At 70.0% G+C, this 17,011-nt stretch carries 17 protein-coding genes; 14 read left to right on the top strand and 3 right to left on the bottom strand.

What is annotated here, in order from left to right:
- Positions 1-26: 26 nt before the first annotated feature.
- The 3 genes from KL771_RS06745 to KL771_RS06735 all read right to left on the bottom strand — a co-directional run bounded on the left by KL771_RS06745 (position 27) and on the right by KL771_RS06735 (position 6,521).
- The gene (locus KL771_RS06745) at positions 27-1,952 is read right to left on the bottom strand and encodes a tetratricopeptide repeat protein (RefSeq protein ID WP_261967785.1); all 1,926 of its coding nucleotides are present in this window, start codon (positions 1,950-1,952) and stop codon (positions 27-29) included.
- A 1,029-nt stretch (positions 1,953-2,981) separates the two neighbouring features.
- Positions 2,982-3,788 carry a VHL beta domain-containing protein gene (locus KL771_RS06740; protein ID WP_261967784.1) on the bottom strand — a complete coding sequence of 269 codons (807 nt, stop codon included), beginning with the start codon at positions 3,786-3,788 and terminating at the stop codon, positions 2,982-2,984.
- 150 nt (positions 3,789-3,938) lie between these two features.
- A complete protein-coding gene (locus KL771_RS06735) occupies positions 3,939-6,521 on the bottom strand; it encodes a transglycosylase domain-containing protein (protein ID WP_261967783.1) in 2,583 nt (860 codons plus the stop codon).
- 146 nt (positions 6,522-6,667) lie between these two features.
- Between KL771_RS06735 and KL771_RS06730 the strand changes: the two genes are divergently transcribed.
- The 14 genes from KL771_RS06730 (at position 6,668) to KL771_RS06665 (ending at position 16,784) form a co-directional block, all read left to right on the top strand.
- Positions 6,668-7,177, top strand: a complete 510-nt coding sequence (locus KL771_RS06730; RefSeq protein ID WP_261967782.1) for a YcgN family cysteine cluster protein — start codon at positions 6,668-6,670, stop codon at positions 7,175-7,177.
- A gap of 220 nt (positions 7,178-7,397) precedes the next feature.
- Positions 7,398-8,006, top strand: coding sequence for a hypothetical protein (locus KL771_RS06725; protein ID WP_261967781.1), 609 nt, complete (start codon positions 7,398-7,400; stop codon positions 8,004-8,006).
- Positions 7,951-9,285 carry a DNA-packaging protein gene (locus KL771_RS06720; RefSeq protein ID WP_261967780.1) on the top strand — a complete coding sequence of 445 codons (1,335 nt, stop codon included), beginning with the start codon at positions 7,951-7,953 and terminating at the stop codon, positions 9,283-9,285. The genes KL771_RS06725 and KL771_RS06720 overlap by 56 nt, the downstream gene beginning before the upstream one ends.
- A 1,035-nt stretch (positions 9,286-10,320) precedes the next feature.
- The gene (locus KL771_RS06715) at positions 10,321-11,496 is read left to right on the top strand and encodes a phage portal protein (protein ID WP_261967779.1); all 1,176 of its coding nucleotides are present in this window, start codon (positions 10,321-10,323) and stop codon (positions 11,494-11,496) included.
- A 545-nt stretch (positions 11,497-12,041) separates the two neighbouring features.
- The gene (locus KL771_RS06710) at positions 12,042-12,227 is read left to right on the top strand and encodes a hypothetical protein (RefSeq protein ID WP_054360676.1); all 186 of its coding nucleotides are present in this window, start codon (positions 12,042-12,044) and stop codon (positions 12,225-12,227) included.
- 42 nt (positions 12,228-12,269) lie between these two features.
- Positions 12,270-12,401, top strand: coding sequence for a hypothetical protein (locus tag KL771_RS06705; RefSeq protein ID WP_261967778.1), 132 nt, complete (start codon positions 12,270-12,272; stop codon positions 12,399-12,401).
- A 1-nt stretch (position 12,402) separates the two neighbouring features.
- A complete protein-coding gene (locus tag KL771_RS06700) occupies positions 12,403-13,005 on the top strand; it encodes an HK97 family phage prohead protease (RefSeq protein ID WP_261967777.1) in 603 nt (200 codons plus the stop codon).
- Positions 13,002-14,288, top strand: a complete 1,287-nt coding sequence (locus tag KL771_RS06695) for a phage major capsid protein (protein ID WP_261967776.1) — start codon at positions 13,002-13,004, stop codon at positions 14,286-14,288. Before KL771_RS06700 ends, KL771_RS06695 begins: the two co-directional genes overlap by 4 nt.
- Before the next feature lie 165 nt (positions 14,289-14,453).
- Positions 14,454-15,029, top strand: coding sequence for a head-tail connector protein (locus KL771_RS06690; RefSeq protein ID WP_261967775.1), 576 nt, complete (start codon positions 14,454-14,456; stop codon positions 15,027-15,029).
- Positions 15,008-15,355 (top strand): head-tail adaptor protein, encoded by a 348-nt coding sequence (locus KL771_RS06685; protein WP_449301119.1) that lies wholly within the window; start codon positions 15,008-15,010, stop codon positions 15,353-15,355. Before KL771_RS06690 ends, KL771_RS06685 begins: the two co-directional genes overlap by 22 nt.
- Complete coding sequence (locus KL771_RS06680; RefSeq protein ID WP_261967773.1) at positions 15,352-15,765, top strand: DUF3168 domain-containing protein; 414 nt, start codon at positions 15,352-15,354, stop codon at positions 15,763-15,765. The genes KL771_RS06685 and KL771_RS06680 overlap by 4 nt, the downstream gene beginning before the upstream one ends.
- Positions 15,766-15,780: 15 nt before the next feature.
- Positions 15,781-16,194 (top strand): phage major tail protein, TP901-1 family, encoded by a 414-nt coding sequence (locus KL771_RS06675; protein WP_261967772.1) that lies wholly within the window; start codon positions 15,781-15,783, stop codon positions 16,192-16,194.
- 51 nt (positions 16,195-16,245) lie between these two features.
- Positions 16,246-16,623 carry a gene transfer agent family protein gene (locus tag KL771_RS06670; RefSeq protein WP_261967771.1) on the top strand — a complete coding sequence of 126 codons (378 nt, stop codon included), beginning with the start codon at positions 16,246-16,248 and terminating at the stop codon, positions 16,621-16,623.
- Positions 16,624-16,628: 5 nt separating this feature from the next.
- On the top strand, positions 16,629-16,784 hold the full coding sequence (locus KL771_RS06665; RefSeq protein WP_261967770.1) for a phage tail assembly chaperone: 156 nt from the start codon (positions 16,629-16,631) through the stop codon (positions 16,782-16,784).
- The last annotated feature ends 227 nt before the right edge of the window (positions 16,785-17,011 follow it).

Raw genomic sequence — 17,011 nt, 5'->3', positions numbered from 1 at the left:
TGTGCGGGCCGTATCGACGGGCGGTGTCAGCGATCCGCCAGGACGATGTCGCCGACGAGCGAATCGGTGACCAGCGGCAATTGCCGGTTCTGGGTCGCGGCGGCCACGTCGGCGCGGACGGTGCGCATGATCAGGCCGAAGTCGCGGCGCTGGCCGATATGCTTAAGGAGCGCCGTGGTGAAGGGGCTGTTCGGGCCCTCGCCGTCGGCCGCGGTGGCGCCGGCATCGGTCGCGAAGGCGATCAGGGTGCCCTGTGCCACCGGGCCGGGGCGGGCGAGGCCGCGCTCGACGCTGCGCTGAAGGCCGCCGCCGGCCATCCGCATGGCGCTGGCGAGCGGGTTGTCGCGGCAGGCATCGAGCACGACGATGCGGCTGCGGGCGCCGCCCATCTGGCGCAGGAGCTCGGCGAGCGAGACGGTCTCGATCTCCGCGTCCCGGCTGTCGGCGAGCCGTGCGTCGACCGGCACCAGATAGTTCTCGCCGGCATTGTCCTTCGGCATCTGCAGTCCGTGGCCGGCATAGAAGACGAAGGCGATCTCGGCGCGGTCTGCCTTGGCGCGGAAGTCGACCAGCGCCCGCATCAGGCCCGCCCGGTCGGCATCGAGCACCGGCTCGGCAACCTCGAAGCCGAGCCCGGCCAGCGCCCTGGCGACCGCCCGGGCGTCGGCGGTGGCATTCGCCAGGGCCCGCGTGTGGCGATAGCGGGCATTGCCGATCACTAGCGCGACGCGGCTGCCGGCGGCGACGGCGGGCGGTGCCGGAGCGGTCGCGGGGGCCGGCGGGGTGGGGGGCGGCAGTGCGGCGGCGAGTGCTGCGGCGGCCTTCGCCTTGTCGCGGGCCTCGATGGCGGCGGACCGGTTCGAGCGTGCCCGTTCGTGATCCGGCTTAAGGGCGATGGCCTTGTCGTAGTCGGCGATGGCCCTGTCGAAGTCGCTTTTGTTGAAGTAGGCGACGCCGCGATTGTTGAACGCGTCGGCATAGCCGGGCTTGAGGGTGATGGCCCAGTCGTAGTCGGCAATGGCCCTGTCGAAGTCGCTTTTGTTGAAGTAGGCGACGCCGCGATTGTTGAACGCGTCGGCATAGTCGGGCTTGAGGGCGCTGGCCCGGTTGAAGTCGGCAATGGCCCTGTCGAAGTTTTTCTTATCGTCGTAGGCGACGCCGCGATTGTTGAACGCTTTGGCAGAATCGGGTTTGAGGGCGATGGCCTTGTCGAAATCGGCGATGGCCCGGCCGATGTCGCCCTTGGCTTGATAGGCGAGGCCGCGATTGTTGAACGCCTCGGCAAAGTCGGGCTTGAGGGTGATGGCCCTGTCGTAGTCGGCGATGGTCCGGTCGAGGTCGTTCTTGCCGGAGTAGGCGTTGCCGCGATTGTTGAACGCGTCGGCATAGTCGGGCTTGAGGGTGATGGCCCTGTCGTAGTCGGCAATGGCCCTGTCGAAGTCGCTTTTGTTGAAGTAGGCGACGCCGCGATTGTTGAACGCGTCGGCATAGTCGGGCTTGAGGGTGATGGCCCTGTCGTAGTCGGCAATGGCCCTGTCGAAGTCGCTTTTGTTGAAGTAGGCGACGCCGCGATTGTTGAACGCGTCGGCATAGTCGGGCTTGAGGGCGATGGCCCGGTTGAAGTCGGCAATGGCCCTGTCGAAGTTTTTCTTATCGTCGTAAGCGACGCCGCGATTGTTGAACGCTTCGGCATCGTCGGGCTTGAGGGCGATGGCCCGGTTGAAGTCGGCAATGGCCCTGTCGAGTTCGCCTTTGGCATGGTGTTCGTAACCGCGATTGTAGAACGCTGCGGCGTTCTTCGGGTCTTTGGCGATGACGGCACTGCAGGCCCGGATGGCCGGTTCGCCGGATTTGTCGCGGCAATCCTCAGGGTCGCCGGCCTGGGCTCGCCCTCCGACGGTGGCGGCGAAGAGGGTGACGGCCAGGGCGGCGGCGATCCGGAGGGCGGGCATGGGGGCCTCGTCGGGAGCGCGGCCGACCCGTCTCGGGGCGCGGCCGTTCAGGAATGCAACCGCGACTATGCCGGACCCTCCACGCCCGTCAACGCCGACGGCCTCCAACGGCGTTGGAGGGGCGGGCTGACGAAGGGGGCGCGGCTGTCCGTCTTGCCGCCCCACCCCATCCCCCGGTTCCTTCGCCTTCTCCCCTTGCGGGAGAAGGTGCCCGAAGGGCGGATGAGGGGTCGCGATGCGGCTGCCCTGTCTGAACCCCCGGTCCCGCTCGGACTGGGCTCGGACCGGGGAACTGGCGGAAAACCGCTCGATCCAACCCCTCATCCGGCCTTCGGCCACCTTCTCCCCCCTTCAGGGGGCGAAGGGCAGATCGCGGGATCGTGCCACGACGGCCGAGGCTTCCATCCGCATCGCCTCGAATCCTTCGGTTCCTTCGCCTTCTCCCCTTGCGGGAGAAGGTGCCCGAAGGGCGGATGAGGGTTCGCGATGCCGATGATCTGTCAGAACTTTCGGCCCCGCTCAGACCGGGCTCGGACCGGGGAACCGGCCGAAAACCGCCCGATCCACCCCCTCATCCGGCCTTCGGCCACCTTCTTCCCCCTTCAGGGGGCGAAGGGCAGATCGCGGGATCGTACCACGACGGCCGAGGCTTCCATCCGCATCGCCTCGAATCCTTCGGTTCCTTCGCCTTCTCCCCTTGCGGGAGAAGATGCCCGAAGGGCGGATGAGGGGTCGCGATGCGGCTGCCCTGTCTGAACGTCCGGTCCCGCTCGGACCGGGCTCGAATCGGGGAACCGGCGGAAAACCGCGCGATCCACCCCCTCATCCGGCCTTCGGCCACCTTCTCCCGCAAGGGGAGAAGGGGATGTTGCGGGATGCGGCGAGAGGCACCTAAACCAACGGCCCACATCCCGGCCGATCCCCCGGTTCCTTGGCCTTCTCTCCTTGCGGGAGACGGCGCCCGAAGGGCGGATGCGGTCGAGCGGTCTCACTCCGGAGGCGCGGCACCGGCCCTCTGGGCGCCGCGCGCTAGTCCCAGATCTGGAATTCGTTGGGGCCGTCGCTCTGGTCCTTGGGATCGGGCATCATGACGCTGCCGTGGCAGTTGCCGCGTTGGTCGACGGCGATCCAGGGATGGGTTGCGAAGGTCTTCTGCCTGACGTTGCTGTCGGGGCGGAGGGTATGATACTTTTTCCACCCGCCGTTGAAATCGATCCAGTAGATGTTGAGCGGAATCTTGGTGCCGTTGTAGAATAGAACGTTGACGGCGACGTTGCTGTTCTGGGACCGGTAGCGGCCCGGCGGCGGGCAGCCCTTGCCCGAAGCGGCGGGCGGTGCCGGGATGGCCGGTGCGGCGGCGACCTGTTTCTGGCCGCGGTTGCGGACGCATTCGCGTGCCAGATCGATGGCGGCGGCGGCGCCGGCCAGGGTCCAGGTCTGCTCGCCCCGGTCGAGATTGATCGAGAAGGACGGGTTCGACCGGAAGGCGTCGATCTGGTCTTTGTCGATCGCCATCATGGCCCAGCCCTGGCCGTCGGCGTTGAAATTGGCGACTTCCGCCGCCGCGCCGAAACCGAAATAGGCTTCGACCTTGCCCTTGCGGCCATAATAGGGGACGCCGACCTGCCAGGAGCGCCCGTCCGTCGCCAGCCGCAATTGCACCTTGCCGTTGTCGATGTCGGCCGTGCAGTAGTCGAAGCCGGCCGGCGCCGTGACCGCCGCGATGCTCCAGCGGCCGCGCTTGTCGTAGGCGATTTCGTCGGCGGCTGCGGAGGACATGATTGAGAGGCCGGCGAGCAGGGCGAGGCTCGCGCAGGCGATTTTCCCAAGGGACATGGATGGAACCTTCAGCTTCGCCGGAACGGAAACGCGACTTTTGGTATGGTTCCGGCGAGGGGCTGTCAAGCTGACTTGGGCGTCAGTTTGGGGAACTCGGCCCGTGCGGCGTTCGCCCGGGCTCGGCCCCTTCGGCGTGCGGTAAAAACGTTACCGGACCGCCACCACCAGGGTCTCGACGCCGCGGCGCACTGCGTCGCCGGCGACATAGGTCAGCCGCCCGATGCCGGCGCGGACGGGGCGTACCGCGGCGGCCTTCTCGGCGCTGCCTGCGACCGGACGCAACGGCGCGCCGGGCCGGGTTTCGAGCGGGGTCAGGGCGCCCTGGCGGCCCGGCGCGGCGCCGAAGCCGGGCTGGCCCGTGCCGGGCTGGCCCGTACCGGGCGGGACGGACGCCGGCGAGGCCTGACGCATCAGGCCCTCGATCTCGGAGAGGACGCCGACCGCCCGGGTGGTCAGCGTCTTCGGCCGTTCGGCGCCGCCGGCGACCTCGGTCAGGCCCGGTTTGCCCCCCTGTCCGGCGGCGGCCACGGCGGCGCCCTGATCGGACTTGCGCGAGGGCGGCGGCATGCCCGGACCCTGCTTCAGCTCGATCGACGCGTGGGCATATTCCATGATGTCGTGCCAGATCGGCGCCGGCACGACGCCGCCGGTAACCTTCTCCATCGGCCGGTAGTCGTCGTTGCCGACCCAGACCACGCCGACCATGTTGCCGGTGAAGCCGCAGAACCAGGCGTCGCGCGAGGATTGCGTGGTGCCGGTCTTGCCGGCGGCCGGGATGCCTTCGAGGCGGGCGCGCGTGCCGGTGCCGCGTTCGACGCCGGCATTCATCATCTGGTTGATCTGCTGGACCTTGTCCTCCGCGACGATGCGCTTCGGCGCCGGGCCGTTCTTCTTGCGGTCCCAGATGACCTCGCCGGCCCCATTGAGGACCTGCTCGATCGGCATCGCCTCGACCTTGTAGCCGCCATTGGCGAAGGCGGCGTAGCCGACCGCCTGGTCGATCACGCGCACCTCGACGGCGCCGATCACGAAGGGCCAGTCCGGCTTGTCGGGCAGCGGCAGGCCGAACATCTGGGCGAATTTGGCGACCCGCTCGCGGCCGATCTGCTGGGCGAGCTGGACCGGAATCGAGTTCAGCGAGCGGGCGATGGCGTCGGTCAGGTTGACGCGGCCGGAATAGCGCCCGCCATAGTTCTTCGGGCACCAGTCGCCGATGCAGACCGGCTGGTCGGAGACGACCGAGCGCGGGTTGTAGTTTCCGTAGACCAGCGCGGAAAGATAGACATAGGGTTTAAACGACGAGCCCGGCTGCCGCTTGGCGTCGGTGGCGCGGTTGAACTGGCTGGAGCCATAGTCGCGGCCGCCGACGATGGCGCGCACCGCGCCGTCCGGCTCCATGATCACCACCGCCGCCTGGCTGATGTTGAGCTCCTGGCCGACCTCGCGCAGCTGCCCCTCGACGACCTCCTCGGCCTTCTTCTGCAGGCCGATGTCGATGGTCGACTTGACCGTCAGGGTGTGGACGGGCAGATCGAGCTCGTCGATCTTGCCGAAGGCGTAGTCGAGGAAATAGTCCGGCGTGTAGTCGCGCTTGCGGTCGACCGGCTTGGCCGGGTTGCGGCGCGCGGCCAGCACCTGGCCCTCGGTGTAGAAGCCGGCCTGGACCAGGTTGGTCAGCACCTCGTTGGCGCGCGCGCGGGCGTTGGGCAGGTTGACATGCGGGGCATATTTGGTCGGCGCCTTGAACAGGCCGGCCAGCATCGCCGCTTCCGACAGATTGATGTCGCGCACGCTCTTGCCGAAATAGAATTCCGACGCGGCCGCCACGCCGAAGGTGCCGCCGCCCATATAGGCGCGGTCGAGATAGAGCTTGAGGATCTCCCGCTTGGTCAGATTGGATTCCAGCCACAGCGCCAGGAAGGCTTCCTTGATCTTGCGTTCGAGCGAGCGTTCGTTGGTCAGGAACAGGTTCTTGGCCAATTGCTGGGTCAGCGAGGAGCCGCCCTGCGTGACGCCGCGATGGCGCAGGTTCTCGACCACGGCGCGCGCCGTGCCGATGATGTCGATGCCGAAATGGTCGAAGAAGCGGCGGTCCTCGGTCGCCAGCAGCGACTTGATCATGTGATCGGGAATGTCCTGCAGCGGCACGGTGTCGTTTTGCAGGATGCCGCGCTTGCCGATCGGGTTGCCGTAGCGGTCCTGGAAGGTGACCGAATAGTCGACCTCCTTGCGCCAGTCCTTCTTGGTCTCCTCGAAGGCCGGCAGCGCGAGCGCCAGCATCAGCACCGTGCCGGCGACGCCGAAGGTGGCGGCGTCGTCCAGGACTTCGACCAGGCCGCGCCGCCAGCCGGTCACGGTGAAGCGGCGCATGAAGATCGAGAACCGTTCGTAGAACTCGATGAGGCCGCGGCCGGCGCGCCAGATCGAGGTGTCGATCCAGGCATCGAGTTCCAGGAAGCCGAAGCGCGACCGGCGCGGTTCGGCCGTGCCGCGTGCCGCGCTGCCGCCGGGCGCGGCGTTCCCGCCCGCAGGGCCGGCCGGATCGGCAGCGCCATCCCGGCGGGCGACCTCGGCTGAGGCCACGAGGCGCGTCGCCTCGTCGGATCCGGTCAGGGCGGACCCGGGCAGGCCGGACGCGGCGCGGTCGGCGGTGGCCCGGTCGGCGCCGGCCGACGGATCGGCAGCGGTCGGGTCGGAATCTTGGCGGCCGTTCGGATCGGAAGGCGTCACGCGGGTCGGTCCTGGTCCGGGGCGACGCCGATGCCCATTCTCGGGACGCGGCGACTGCGTTAAGGAGAGTTTAAAGCAGGGCACGGGTCGCGGTCGAGATGCGCGTCGGGGTCTTGGGTCCACTTCTTCTTGATCGGGTCTCGAACATGGCCGGAGCCGGCGCGGTTCCCTTCTGGCGCGCCAAGCGCCTCGACGAAATGACGGATGCGGAATGGGAATCGCTGTGCGACGGCTGCGGCCGCTGCTGCCTCAACAAGCTCGAGGAGGAGGAGACCGGCGACATCTACTGGACCGATGTCGCCTGCCGGCTGCTCGACACGGAAACCTGCCGCTGCCGCTCCTATCCGAACCGTCACGATTTCGTCCCCGACTGCGTGCGCCTCGACGTCGAGGAGGTCACCAACCAGACCTATACGTGGCTGCCGCCGAGCTGTGCCTACCGGCTGATCGCCGCCGGCAAGCCGCTCGCCTGGTGGCATCCGCTGGTCTCCGGGGACCCCGAGACGGTGCATCTGGCCGGCGTCTCGGTGCGCGGGCGGGGGGTGAAATCGGAAGCCGATATCCCCGTGGAAGAGCTGGAAGACCACGTCGTGGAGTGGCCGGGCGAGCATCCGAAGCCGCGCAAGCCGATGCGCCGGACCGGATCGGTCGGATGAGTATCCAATTATATCAATGGTTTGATAGGGTTTTCGAACAGATATGAATATATAGAGTTGTTGATTTGCATGTTTTCGCGTTGACAGCGTGACGCTGCTCACCTAAAGTTCTTGCATCATCCCAAAATTGTGATCGCAAGGCACTGATCCTGCAGGGCTTCGAGGCTCTCCAGGACGGGCACAGGCGCGTCGCCTGGCCGGAACGGAGACCGCCGATCCGATGACCGACCATGACGAAGCCGTGCCGGCCGACCCGGCAGCGGACCCTGGCGCGCGACCTGAACCGGCGCCTGCCGGCGTTTCCGGTCATGCGCCGGGGCCGGCTTCCGCCGCTCCCGATGGCCCTGCCGCCCGGCCCAAGCGCAAGCGCCGCGCGGGACCGCCGGAACGCCGCCAGCGCTTCGACTGGCGGGCGATCCGCGCGGCCTATGAGAGCGGGTTGCGAAGTCAGGTCGAACTGGCCGCCGACTACGGGGTCAATGCGAGCACCATCAACTATCACAAGACCCGCGAGGGTTGGTCCGAGCCGGCCGAGACGCCGCGGCTCGGCATCAACGAGGGCGACCGGGTCATGCTGGTCCTGCGCCTGTTCCGGATGGTCGACGCGCAGATCGGCGAGATCGAGCGCCGGCTGACGGCGGCCGATGGGACCGGGCCGGACGAGAAGGACGCCCGCACGCTGGCCGCGCTCGCCCGCACCATCGAACTCCTGATCGACCTGGAGGCCAAGACGCGACCGGAAGCGCCGGCCGCGCCTGAGGAGGGCGACGAGGATGCGTTCCGCACGGAGCTTGCGCGCCGCATTCGCGGCCTCGCAGGCGAGGTCTGATCACGAGCGGCTGCTTGCCGGCCTGTCCGCCGCCGAACTCGACCGTTTGCTGCATGACTGGCTGGTCTGGGCGCGCGACGACCAGGTGCCGCCGCCGGGCGACTGGACCACCTGGCTGGTGCTCGGCGGCCGCGGCGCCGGCAAGACGCGCGCCGGCGCCGAATGGGTCAAGGGCCTGGTCGCCGGCCGGCCGCCCTTTGCGGAACGGCCCGTCGGCCGCATCGCGCTGGTCGGCGAAACCTTTGCGGATGTGCGCGACGTGATGATCGAGGGCGTTTCCGGGCTCCTGGCCGTGCACCGGCGCGGCGAGCGGCCGGACTGGAAGCCGTCCCTGCGCCGGCTCGAATGGCCGAACGGGGCTGTCGCGCAGGTCTTTTCGAGTGAGGATCCGGAGGCCCTGCGCGGGCCGCAATTCGGCGCCGCCTGGGCCGACGAGGTCGCCAAGTGGCGTCATGCCGAGGAGTCTTGGGACATGCTGCAATTCGGACTGCGCCTCGGCGCCCTGCCGCGCCAGATGGCGACCACCACGCCGCGCCCGACCCTGCTGATCCGCCGCCTCCTCGACGAGGCCGGCACGGCGGTGACCCGCGCGGCGACCCGCGCCAACGCCTTCAACCTGGCGCCGCGGTTCCTCGATACCGTCGTGGCGCGCTACCAAGGCACCCGGCTCGGCCGGCAGGAGCTGGAGGGCGAACTGATCGACGACCGGCCGGACGCCCTGTTCCGGCGCGACGAGATCGAGCGCTCGCGGCTCGCCCGGCCGCCGGCCGATCTCGTCCGCATCGCGGTCGCGGTCGATCCGCCCGCCGCCTCGACCCGGGCGGCGGATGCCTGCGGCATCGTCGCGGCGGGTCTCGGCGCGGACGGCATCGGCTATGTGCTGGCCGATTTCTCGGTGCAGGGCGCGCGGCCGACCGAATGGGCCGCCCGTGCGGTCGGGCTCTATCGCAGCCTCGACGCCGACGCCCTGGTGGCCGAGGTCAACCAGGGCGGCGACATGGTCGCGGCGGTGCTGCGCGAGGTCGATCCCGGCGTGCCGGTCAAGGCGGTGCGTGCCCGACGCGGCAAGTATCTGCGCGCCGAACCGATCGCCGCCCTCTATGCCCAGGGTCGCGTGCGCCATGCCGGCACCTTCCCGGAACTCGAAGACGAGATGGCCGATTTCGGTCCGTCCGGTCTTTCCTCGGGCCGCTCGCCCGATCGCCTCGACGCGCTCGTCTGGGCGCTGACCCACCTGATGCTGGAGGATCGCGGCGTACCGAAGGTTCGCACCATGTGACGCGGAGGGGTGCCGGTTCTCCTCTTGAGCGTAGGGCGGATGTCGCGAAAAGCCGTTAATCTCGCAGCCGATTCCCGGCCGGAGCCGCAGGCGGAGAGCCGGGACCCAATCCACTGCCAAGTTGCCTCAAGCGCATGATTTTGCTGACGATCTTGATGCCGCTCAGAGGCGAGTAGGCCCCGGATCGGCGGCCCTTCGGGCCTTGTCCGGGGATGCGACCGCGAGATCGATGGGCCATGCGGGAGGATCGCCACAAGGCCGGAATCCAGCTGGATCCTGCTCAGGACCCCGCACCCCCGTATCCCGGACACCGCACCCCGGACCCCGCACCCCGGACCCCGCACCCCGTATCCCGTATCCCGCACTCCGGCCTCCCGGATAGGCGCCCCTCTCCCGGCGCATTCCCGGCCGGAGCGCAGCGGAGAGCCGGGACCCACTCTGCTGCCGGCTTGCCGCAAGTGTCTGATTATCCTCACGATCTTGATGCCGCCGTGAGGCGAGTGGGCCCCGGATCGGCGGCCCTTCGGGCCTTGTCCGGGGATGCGGTCGCGAGATCGATGGGCCATGCGGGAGGATCGCCACAAGGCCGGAATCCAGCTGGATCCTGCTGCGGACCCCGCATCCCCGTATCCCGCACCCCGGACCCCGCAACCCGGACCCAGTATCCCGCATCCCCGGCCTCCGTATCCCGGACCCCGCACCCCACCCCCCGGCCTCACGGATAGGCGCCCCTCTCCCGGCGCATTCCCGGCCGGAGCGCAGCGGAGAGCCGGGACCCACTCTGCTGTCGACTTGCCTCAAGCGTCTGATTATCCTCACGATCTTGATGCCGCCGTGAAGCGAGTAGGCCCCGGATCGGCGGCCCTTCGGGCCTTGTGCGGGGATGCGGCCGCGAGATCGAGGGCGCAATCCGGGGGCTTGGGGCCTCCGAGCAAGATGCCGCCATGACCGGACTGCGCCTTCGCGGGCCGGCCTCGTGATCCCGGCCGCGGATACGGCCATCCGCCTGTTTCACCGCACCCTTCGGAGAGCTTCATGACCCGTCTGGACTGGCTTGCCGGGCTGCGCCGCCGCGCGGCCGCCGTCGACATCAAGGCGTCGCGGACTGCGCCGCTGATCGCCTTCCAGGCGCATGGCCGGCCGGTCTGGACGCCGCGCGACTATGCGGCGCTGGCGCGCGAGGGCTTCCTGCGCAATCCGGTCGTGCACCGATCGGTCCGGCTGATCGCCGAGAGCGCGGCCTCGATGACCTGGATCGCCTATGACGGCGCGGCGGAACTCGACGCGCATCCGCTGCTCGACCTTCTGGCGCGACCCCATCCCGGCCAGTCGGGCCGGGCCTTCCTGGAGGCGGTCTATGGACACCTGCTGGTCGCCGGCAATGCCTGGATCGAGCGGGTCGACATGGACGGGAGCCCGCGCGAACTGCACGCCCTGCGTCCCGATCGGGTGCGCGTGGTGCCCGGGCCCGAGGGATGGCCGGAGGCCTGGGACTACACGGTCGGCGAGCGCACGCATCGCTTCCTGCGCCCCGACCGGCCCGGCGCGCCGCCGCCGATCCTGCAACTCGCGCTGTTCCATCCGCTGTCCGACCATTACGGACTGGCGCCGCTGGAGGCCGCCCAGGTCTCGCTCGACGTGCACAACGCCGCCTCCGCCTGGGCGAAGTCGCTGATTGACAATTCGGCCCGGCCGTCCGGCGCGCTGGTCTATCAGCCGAAGGACGGCGGCAACCTGACCGACGACCAGTTCCAGCGGCTGAAGCGTGAACTGGAGGACGGTTACCAGGGCGCGCGCAATGCCGGCCGGCCATTGCTCTTGGAAGGCGGGCTCGACTGGCGCGCCATGGGCTATTCGCCGAAGGATCTCGACTTCATCGAGGCCAAGCGCGAGGCCGCCCGCGAGATCGCGCTCGCCTTCGGGGTGCCGCCCATGCTGCTCGGCATTCCGGGCGACAACACCTATGCGAACTACCAGGAGGCCAACCGCGCCTTCTGGCGCCAGACCGTGCTGCCGCTCGCCGCCCGCACCGCCGATGCGCTCTCCGCCTGGCTGAGCCCGCCGGATCGCCCGGTCCGCCTCGCCCACGACACCGACGCCGTCGAAGCGCTCGCCGCCGACCGCGACCGCATCTGGACCCGCATCGCCTCGGCCGACTTCCTCAGCGAAGACGAAAAGCGCGCTGCCGTGGGTTACGGGCCGCGGGGGTAGGGCGGGCTTCGGCGGGGACCATGCCTAACCGGTCTCAAGGCGGTCCGGACCGCAGCCTCATCGTGTTGACGGGAGATCGACCCCCTCATCCGCCCTTCGGGCACCTTCTCCCCCCTGCGGAGGGAGAAGGGGATAACTCGTTGAAGGATCGGGAAGAACGGCCGCCGATCCCTCGGCTCCTTCCCCTTCGCCCCCTGCCAAGGGGGAGAAGGTCGCCGAAGGCGGGATGAGGGGGCTGGAGGCTGCAGCAGCCTCGGAATTGGCGGTTTGGACTGCGGCATGATCGCGGCCCCAACGCAGCCTGATCGTATTGACGCGGGATCGTCCCCCTCATCCGCCCTTCGGGCACCTTCTCCCCCCTGCGGAGGGAGAAGGGGATAACCCGTTGAGGGATCGGGAAGAACGGCGGCCGATCCCTCGGCTCCTTCCCCTTCGCCCCCGGCCAAGGGGGAGAAGGTCGCCGAAGGCGGGATGAGGGGGCTGGATGGTGCGGTTGGCGGTCCGGGGAGACGGGCGGGCGAACTGCTAACCGGAGACGGATGGCCATGAACGAGCTTTTTGCGGTCTTCGCCGAGCGCGGGGACCTGGCGCATGTGGCGCTGTTTTTGTGGGCGTCGGGGGCGAGCGGGTTGCTGGTCTGGACCTGCAAGGAACTGGCGGCCTCCAACCGGCGCTTCAACGACTTCGTTTCCGAGATCGCCCGGCTGACCCGCGTCTTCGACGAGGAATGAGCGCGGCTTTCGATCCGCTTCCCGAGCCCCATGAGGTGTTGCATGACTGCCCTGATCGCGCTGATCCGGCCCGCGCGGGCCGACCACCACACCGTCTTCGCTCGCTTCGCCGAGGCGCTGGGGCGCCGGGCGCGGATGCGCGTCCGGCCGTCGGATGTCCGGGAGGCCGCCTGACATGGCGGGCCTCGCCGCCGCGCCGGAGGTGAAGCGGGCCGTCGCGCCGCTCGCCGATCTCGATCCGGACGGAAGCTTTGCCGGCTATGCGAGCCTGTTCGGCGCGGTCGATCTCGCCGGCGACCAGGTCGAGCGCGGCGCCTTCGCGGCCTCGATCGCCAGGCGCGGCGCGGGCGGGATCAAGATGCTCTGGCATCACGATCCGGCCGAGCCGATCGGCCGCTGGCTGTCGATCGAGGAGGACGACCGCGGCCTCTTGGTCAAGGGCCGGTTGCTCGGCGAGATCGGCCGGGCGCGCGAGGCGTTGGCGCTGATGCGCGCCGGCGTGCTCGACGGGCTGTCGATCGGCTTCCGGACCGTCAAGGCCGTGCGCGAACCGCGCAGCGCCCGCCGGCGCCTGATCGAGATCGACCTGTGGGAGATCTCGCTGGTCACCTTTCCGATGCTGCCCGATGCCCGCGTCTCCGCGGTGAAGACCGCCGCGCCGCCGCACGGCCTGCGGCTCGCCCGCACCATCCGGGCGGCCGCCCGTTCGCTCGGCCCCGCCCCGAAATCCGCCCCCAAACCGGCCCCCTGGCCCTCGAACCCGACGAGTATGCGATGACCGATTGCCTGACCGCGGCTCCCGAAACCAAGTCCGCCGCCGCCTCCGGCGCCGCCGGCACCCGCCCCGGCGATGCCGAGGTGGCGCTCGCCTTCCAGGATTTCATGGGCGCCTTCGAGGCGTTCCGCGACACCAACGACCGCCGCCTCGCCGAACTGGAGCGCCGCGGCGCGCCCGACGTGGTGACGGTCGAGAAACTCGACCGGATCGACCGCGCGCTCGACGAGCAGAAGCGGCTCGTCGACGACCTCGCCTTGAAGGCCGCCCGCCCGCGCCTCGGCACGGGACCGGAGGACCGGCGCACCGAACCGACCGAGCACAAGCGCGCCTTCGACGCCTATGTGCGCGGCGGCGTCGAGACTGGGCTGAAGCAGATCGAGGCCAAGGCGCTGTCGATCGGCTCCAACCAGGACGGCGGCTATCTGGTGCCGGCCGAACTCGAACGCGAGGTCACCCGCCGGCTCGGCGACCTTTCGCCGATCCGCGCCATCGCGGGCAACCGCCAGGTCTCGGCCGCGGTCTACAACAAGCCCTTCTCGGCGAGCGGGCCGGCGGTCGGCTGGGTCGCCGAGACGGCGGCCCGGCCGGAGACCGCGAGCCCGCAGCTGCAGCTGCTCGCCTTCCCGACCATGGAACTCTACGCCATGCCGTCGGCGACCGGGGCGCTGCTCGACGACGCCGCCGTCGACATCGACCAGTGGATCGCCGAGGAGGTCGAGCAGGCCTTCGCCGAGCAGGAGGGCACCGCCTTCGTGACCGGCGACGGCGTCGCCAAGCCGAAGGGCTTCCTGGCCTATACCAAGGTCGCCAACGCCTCCTGGAGCTGGGGCAATCTCGGCTATCTGGCGACCGGCGTCTCCAGCGCCTTCCCGGCCTCCAACCCGTCCGACAAGCTGGTCGATCTGGTCTATGCGCTGAAGGCCGGCTACCGGCAGAACGCGCATTGGGTGATGAGCCGCAAGACCCAGGCCGAGATCCGCAAGCTGAAGGACGCCCAGGGCACCTATCTCTGGCAGCCGCCGGCTGCGGCCGGCGCGCAGGCCACGCTGATGAACTTCCCCGTCGCCGAATCCGAGGACATGCCGGCGATCGCGGCCGACAGCTTCGCGATCGCCTTCGGCGACTTCCGGCGCGGCTACCTGGTGGTCGACCGGATCGGCATCCGCGTGCTGCGCGATCCCTATTCGGCCAAGCCCTACGTGCTGTTCTACACGACCAAGCGCGTCGGCGGCGGCATGCAGGATTTCGACGCGATCAAGCTGATGAAGTTCGGCGCCAGCTGACCGCACCGGTCGCCTGACCGTCCCTCGAGCCTGTCCCCGGAGCCGCGATCCCGCCCCCGTCCGCCGGGCGGTCGCCGGAGGCGGCCCGGGGGCAGGCAATCGCCCCGCGGCGACGGCATCGAACCGCCGTCCGCCGCCATTGCAGCCCGACCGTCCGGAGCGACCATGACCGCCGCCCTCATCACGCCGCCGGCCGTCGAGCCGGTTCTGCTCGCCGAGGCCAAGGCGCATCTGCGCCTAGACCATTCCGACGACGACCTGGTCGTCTCCGCGCTGCTGGTCGCCGCCCGCAGCCTGATCGAATCGCGGCTCGGCACGCTGATGATCCGCCAGGGCTGGCGGATCTATCTCGACGCCTGGCCGGCCTCCGGCATGGTCCGGCTGCCGCTCGGCCCGCTCGTCGCGGTCGACCGGATCACCGTCTACGGCGCCTCCGGGCTGCCGGCCGAACTGGCGCCGACGCAATACCGCGTCGATGCGGCCGGCGATCCGGCGCGCATCGCGCTGGCGCCCGGCACCGTGCTGGCGCCCGGCGTGGCGATCAACGGCATCGAGATCGACATCACGGTCGGCTTCGGCCTGTCCGGGGTCGACGTGCCGCAGCCGCTGCGCCGGGCGCAGCTGATGCTCGCCGCGCGCTGGTTCGAGAACCCGCAGGGCACCACGATCGGCATCGTGCCGGCGGCGATCGCCGACGAGGTCGAGGTGCTGCTCGCGCCATGGCGGCGGGTGCGGCTGTGAGTGCGCCGGCCCGTTCCCTCCACCCCGGACGGCTCACCAAGGTGGTGACGCTCGAACGCGCCACCACCGCACCGTCCGGCGACACCGTCTGGACCGCGGACGGCACGCTGCGCGCCGGGATCGAGCCGGTCGGGGCGGGCGAGCGCGATCTCGCCGGCCATGTCGAGGGCACCGCGACGCACCGCATCCTGCTCAACGGCCGCGCCGCGGTGACCAGCCGCGACCGGCTCGCGCTCGGCGAGCGCCGGTTCCGCATCTTGGCCGCCTACGATCCCGACGAGACCGGCCGCTGGCTGGTCTGCCTCGCCGAGGAGGCATCCCGATGAGCCACGATGCCGGTTCGAAACTGCTCGCCGCCCTGCGCGGCCGGCTCTCGGCCGATGCCGCCCTGCAGACCCTGCTCGGCGCGCCGGGGCGCATCCATGACGGGCCGCCGCGCGACGCGGCTCTGCCCTATCTGGCGATCGACACGATCGCCGGCCGGCCGATCGGCGGCGTCGAACTCGACCTCGTCGAGCACGAGATCGTCGTCTCGGCCTGGTCGCGGGCCGGCGGCAAGCGCGAGGCGCTGGCCCTGGCCGACCGGGTCGACCTGACGCTCGCCGAAACGCCGCCGGCGCCGGAGGGCCACCGCCTGGTCTCGCTGCGGCTCGCCCGGCGCGATGCGCGGCTCGCCCGCGACCGCGTCACCGCCATCGCCACCCTGACCTTTCGCGCCGTGACCGAGGCGCTCTGACCCGAGGGGGACATCATGGCCGTCCAGGCCGGCAAGGACCTGCTCCTGAAACTCGACGAGACCGCCACCGGCAGTTTCGTCACCGTCGCCGGCCTGCGCAGCCGCCGGCTCGCCTTTTCGACCGGCACCGTCGACGTGACCCATGCCGACAGTCCCGACCGCTGGCGCGAACTGCTCGCCGGGGCCGCGGCCAAGCGGCTGTCGGTGTCCGGCGCGGGCGTGTTCAAGGACGCGCCCTCGGATTCCGCCGTGCGCCGCCTGTTCTTCGAGGCTCTGATCCGCCCGTGGCAGATCGTGCTGCCGAATTTCGGCACGCTCGAGGGCCCGTTCCAGCTGGTCTCGCTCGACTATGCGGGCGACCACGAGGGCGAGATCAGCTGGGACATGGGCCTGGAATCCGCCGGCGCGATCACGTTCGCGGCCGCCTGAGGCGCCCTGACCGCCAACGCGAATCCGCTTTCAACAACAAGGAGACAGCCGATGCCCAATGCACGACGGGGCGAGGTGGAGGCCGTGATCGACGGCCGGCCGCGCATTCTGGTCCTGACCCTCGGCGCGCTGGCCGAACTGGAGGCGGCCTTCTCGGTCGCCGACATGGTCGCGCTCGGCGAGCGATTCGGTTCGGGCCGGCTCGCCGCACTCGACCTGATCCGGCTGATCGGGGCCGGGCTGCGCGGGGCCGGGGAGGCGGTGACCGATCTCGACGTGGCGGCCATGCGCTTCGAGGACGGCGCGCTCGGCGCCGCCGGTCTGGCCGGACGCCTGCTCGCCGCCACCTTCGGGCAGGCGCAGCCTGTTGGCGAGGTAGGGGCGGCCGGCCCTTTTGCGGCGAGCCCTTTCCCTGGGACGACACCCTGAGTTTCGTGGTCGGCCGGCTCGGCCTGGCGCCTGCCGCCTATTGGGCGATGACGCCGCGCGAATTGTCGGTGGTGCTCGCCCCGCATGTCGGCCCGGCACCGCTGCGCGCCGCCGATCTCGCCGCACTCGCCGCCCGCTATCCCGATCGGCCGCCGGCCTGAGCCTGCCGGTCGACTTTGCTGGCCTGGCACGACCGACCGATCCCCTTGCCGCCCGCGCGCGGGTCTCCCGGCTTTCCCCTTCGCCCCCCTTCAGAGGGAGAAGGGAATAACCCGTTGATGGATCGTGAAAAAGCCGGCCGCCGATCTCTCGGCTCCATCCCCTTCGCCCCCTGCAAGGGGGAGAAGGTCGCCGAAGGCGGGATGAGGGGGTGCGATGCCGCGGCATC

Origin of the sequence: Prosthecodimorpha staleyi, assembly GCF_018729455.1 — a bacterium.
GTDB classification, from domain to species: Bacteria; Pseudomonadota; Alphaproteobacteria; order Rhizobiales; family Ancalomicrobiaceae; genus Prosthecodimorpha; species Prosthecodimorpha staleyi.
The sequence above is the reverse complement of the archived record's forward strand: the minus strand, read 5'-3'. Positions and strand labels throughout refer to the sequence as shown.

Coding starts and splice junctions, on each gene's coding strand:
- KL771_RS06745 (WP_261967785.1), bottom strand. CDS start 1,952: ATGCCCGCCCTCCGGATCGCCGCCGCCCTGGCCGTCACCCTCTTCGCC.
- KL771_RS06740 (WP_261967784.1), bottom strand. CDS start 3,788: ATGTCCCTTGGGAAAATCGCCTGCGCGAGCCTCGCCCTGCTCGCCGGC.
- KL771_RS06730 (WP_261967782.1), top strand. CDS start 6,668: ATGGCCGGAGCCGGCGCGGTTCCCTTCTGGCGCGCCAAGCGCCTCGAC.
- KL771_RS06725 (WP_261967781.1), top strand. CDS start 7,398: ATGACCGACCATGACGAAGCCGTGCCGGCCGACCCGGCAGCGGACCCT.
- KL771_RS06720 (WP_261967780.1), top strand. CDS start 7,951: ATGCGTTCCGCACGGAGCTTGCGCGCCGCATTCGCGGCCTCGCAGGCG.
- KL771_RS06715 (WP_261967779.1), top strand. CDS start 10,321: ATGACCCGTCTGGACTGGCTTGCCGGGCTGCGCCGCCGCGCGGCCGCC.
- KL771_RS06710 (WP_054360676.1), top strand. CDS start 12,042: ATGAACGAGCTTTTTGCGGTCTTCGCCGAGCGCGGGGACCTGGCGCAT.
- KL771_RS06705 (WP_261967778.1), top strand. CDS start 12,270: ATGACTGCCCTGATCGCGCTGATCCGGCCCGCGCGGGCCGACCACCAC.
- KL771_RS06700 (WP_261967777.1), top strand. CDS start 12,403: ATGGCGGGCCTCGCCGCCGCGCCGGAGGTGAAGCGGGCCGTCGCGCCG.
- KL771_RS06695 (WP_261967776.1), top strand. CDS start 13,002: ATGACCGATTGCCTGACCGCGGCTCCCGAAACCAAGTCCGCCGCCGCC.
- KL771_RS06690 (WP_261967775.1), top strand. CDS start 14,454: ATGACCGCCGCCCTCATCACGCCGCCGGCCGTCGAGCCGGTTCTGCTC.
- KL771_RS06685 (WP_449301119.1), top strand. CDS start 15,008: ATGGCGGCGGGTGCGGCTGTGAGTGCGCCGGCCCGTTCCCTCCACCCC.
- KL771_RS06680 (WP_261967773.1), top strand. CDS start 15,352: ATGAGCCACGATGCCGGTTCGAAACTGCTCGCCGCCCTGCGCGGCCGG.
- KL771_RS06675 (WP_261967772.1), top strand. CDS start 15,781: ATGGCCGTCCAGGCCGGCAAGGACCTGCTCCTGAAACTCGACGAGACC.
- KL771_RS06670 (WP_261967771.1), top strand. CDS start 16,246: ATGCCCAATGCACGACGGGGCGAGGTGGAGGCCGTGATCGACGGCCGG.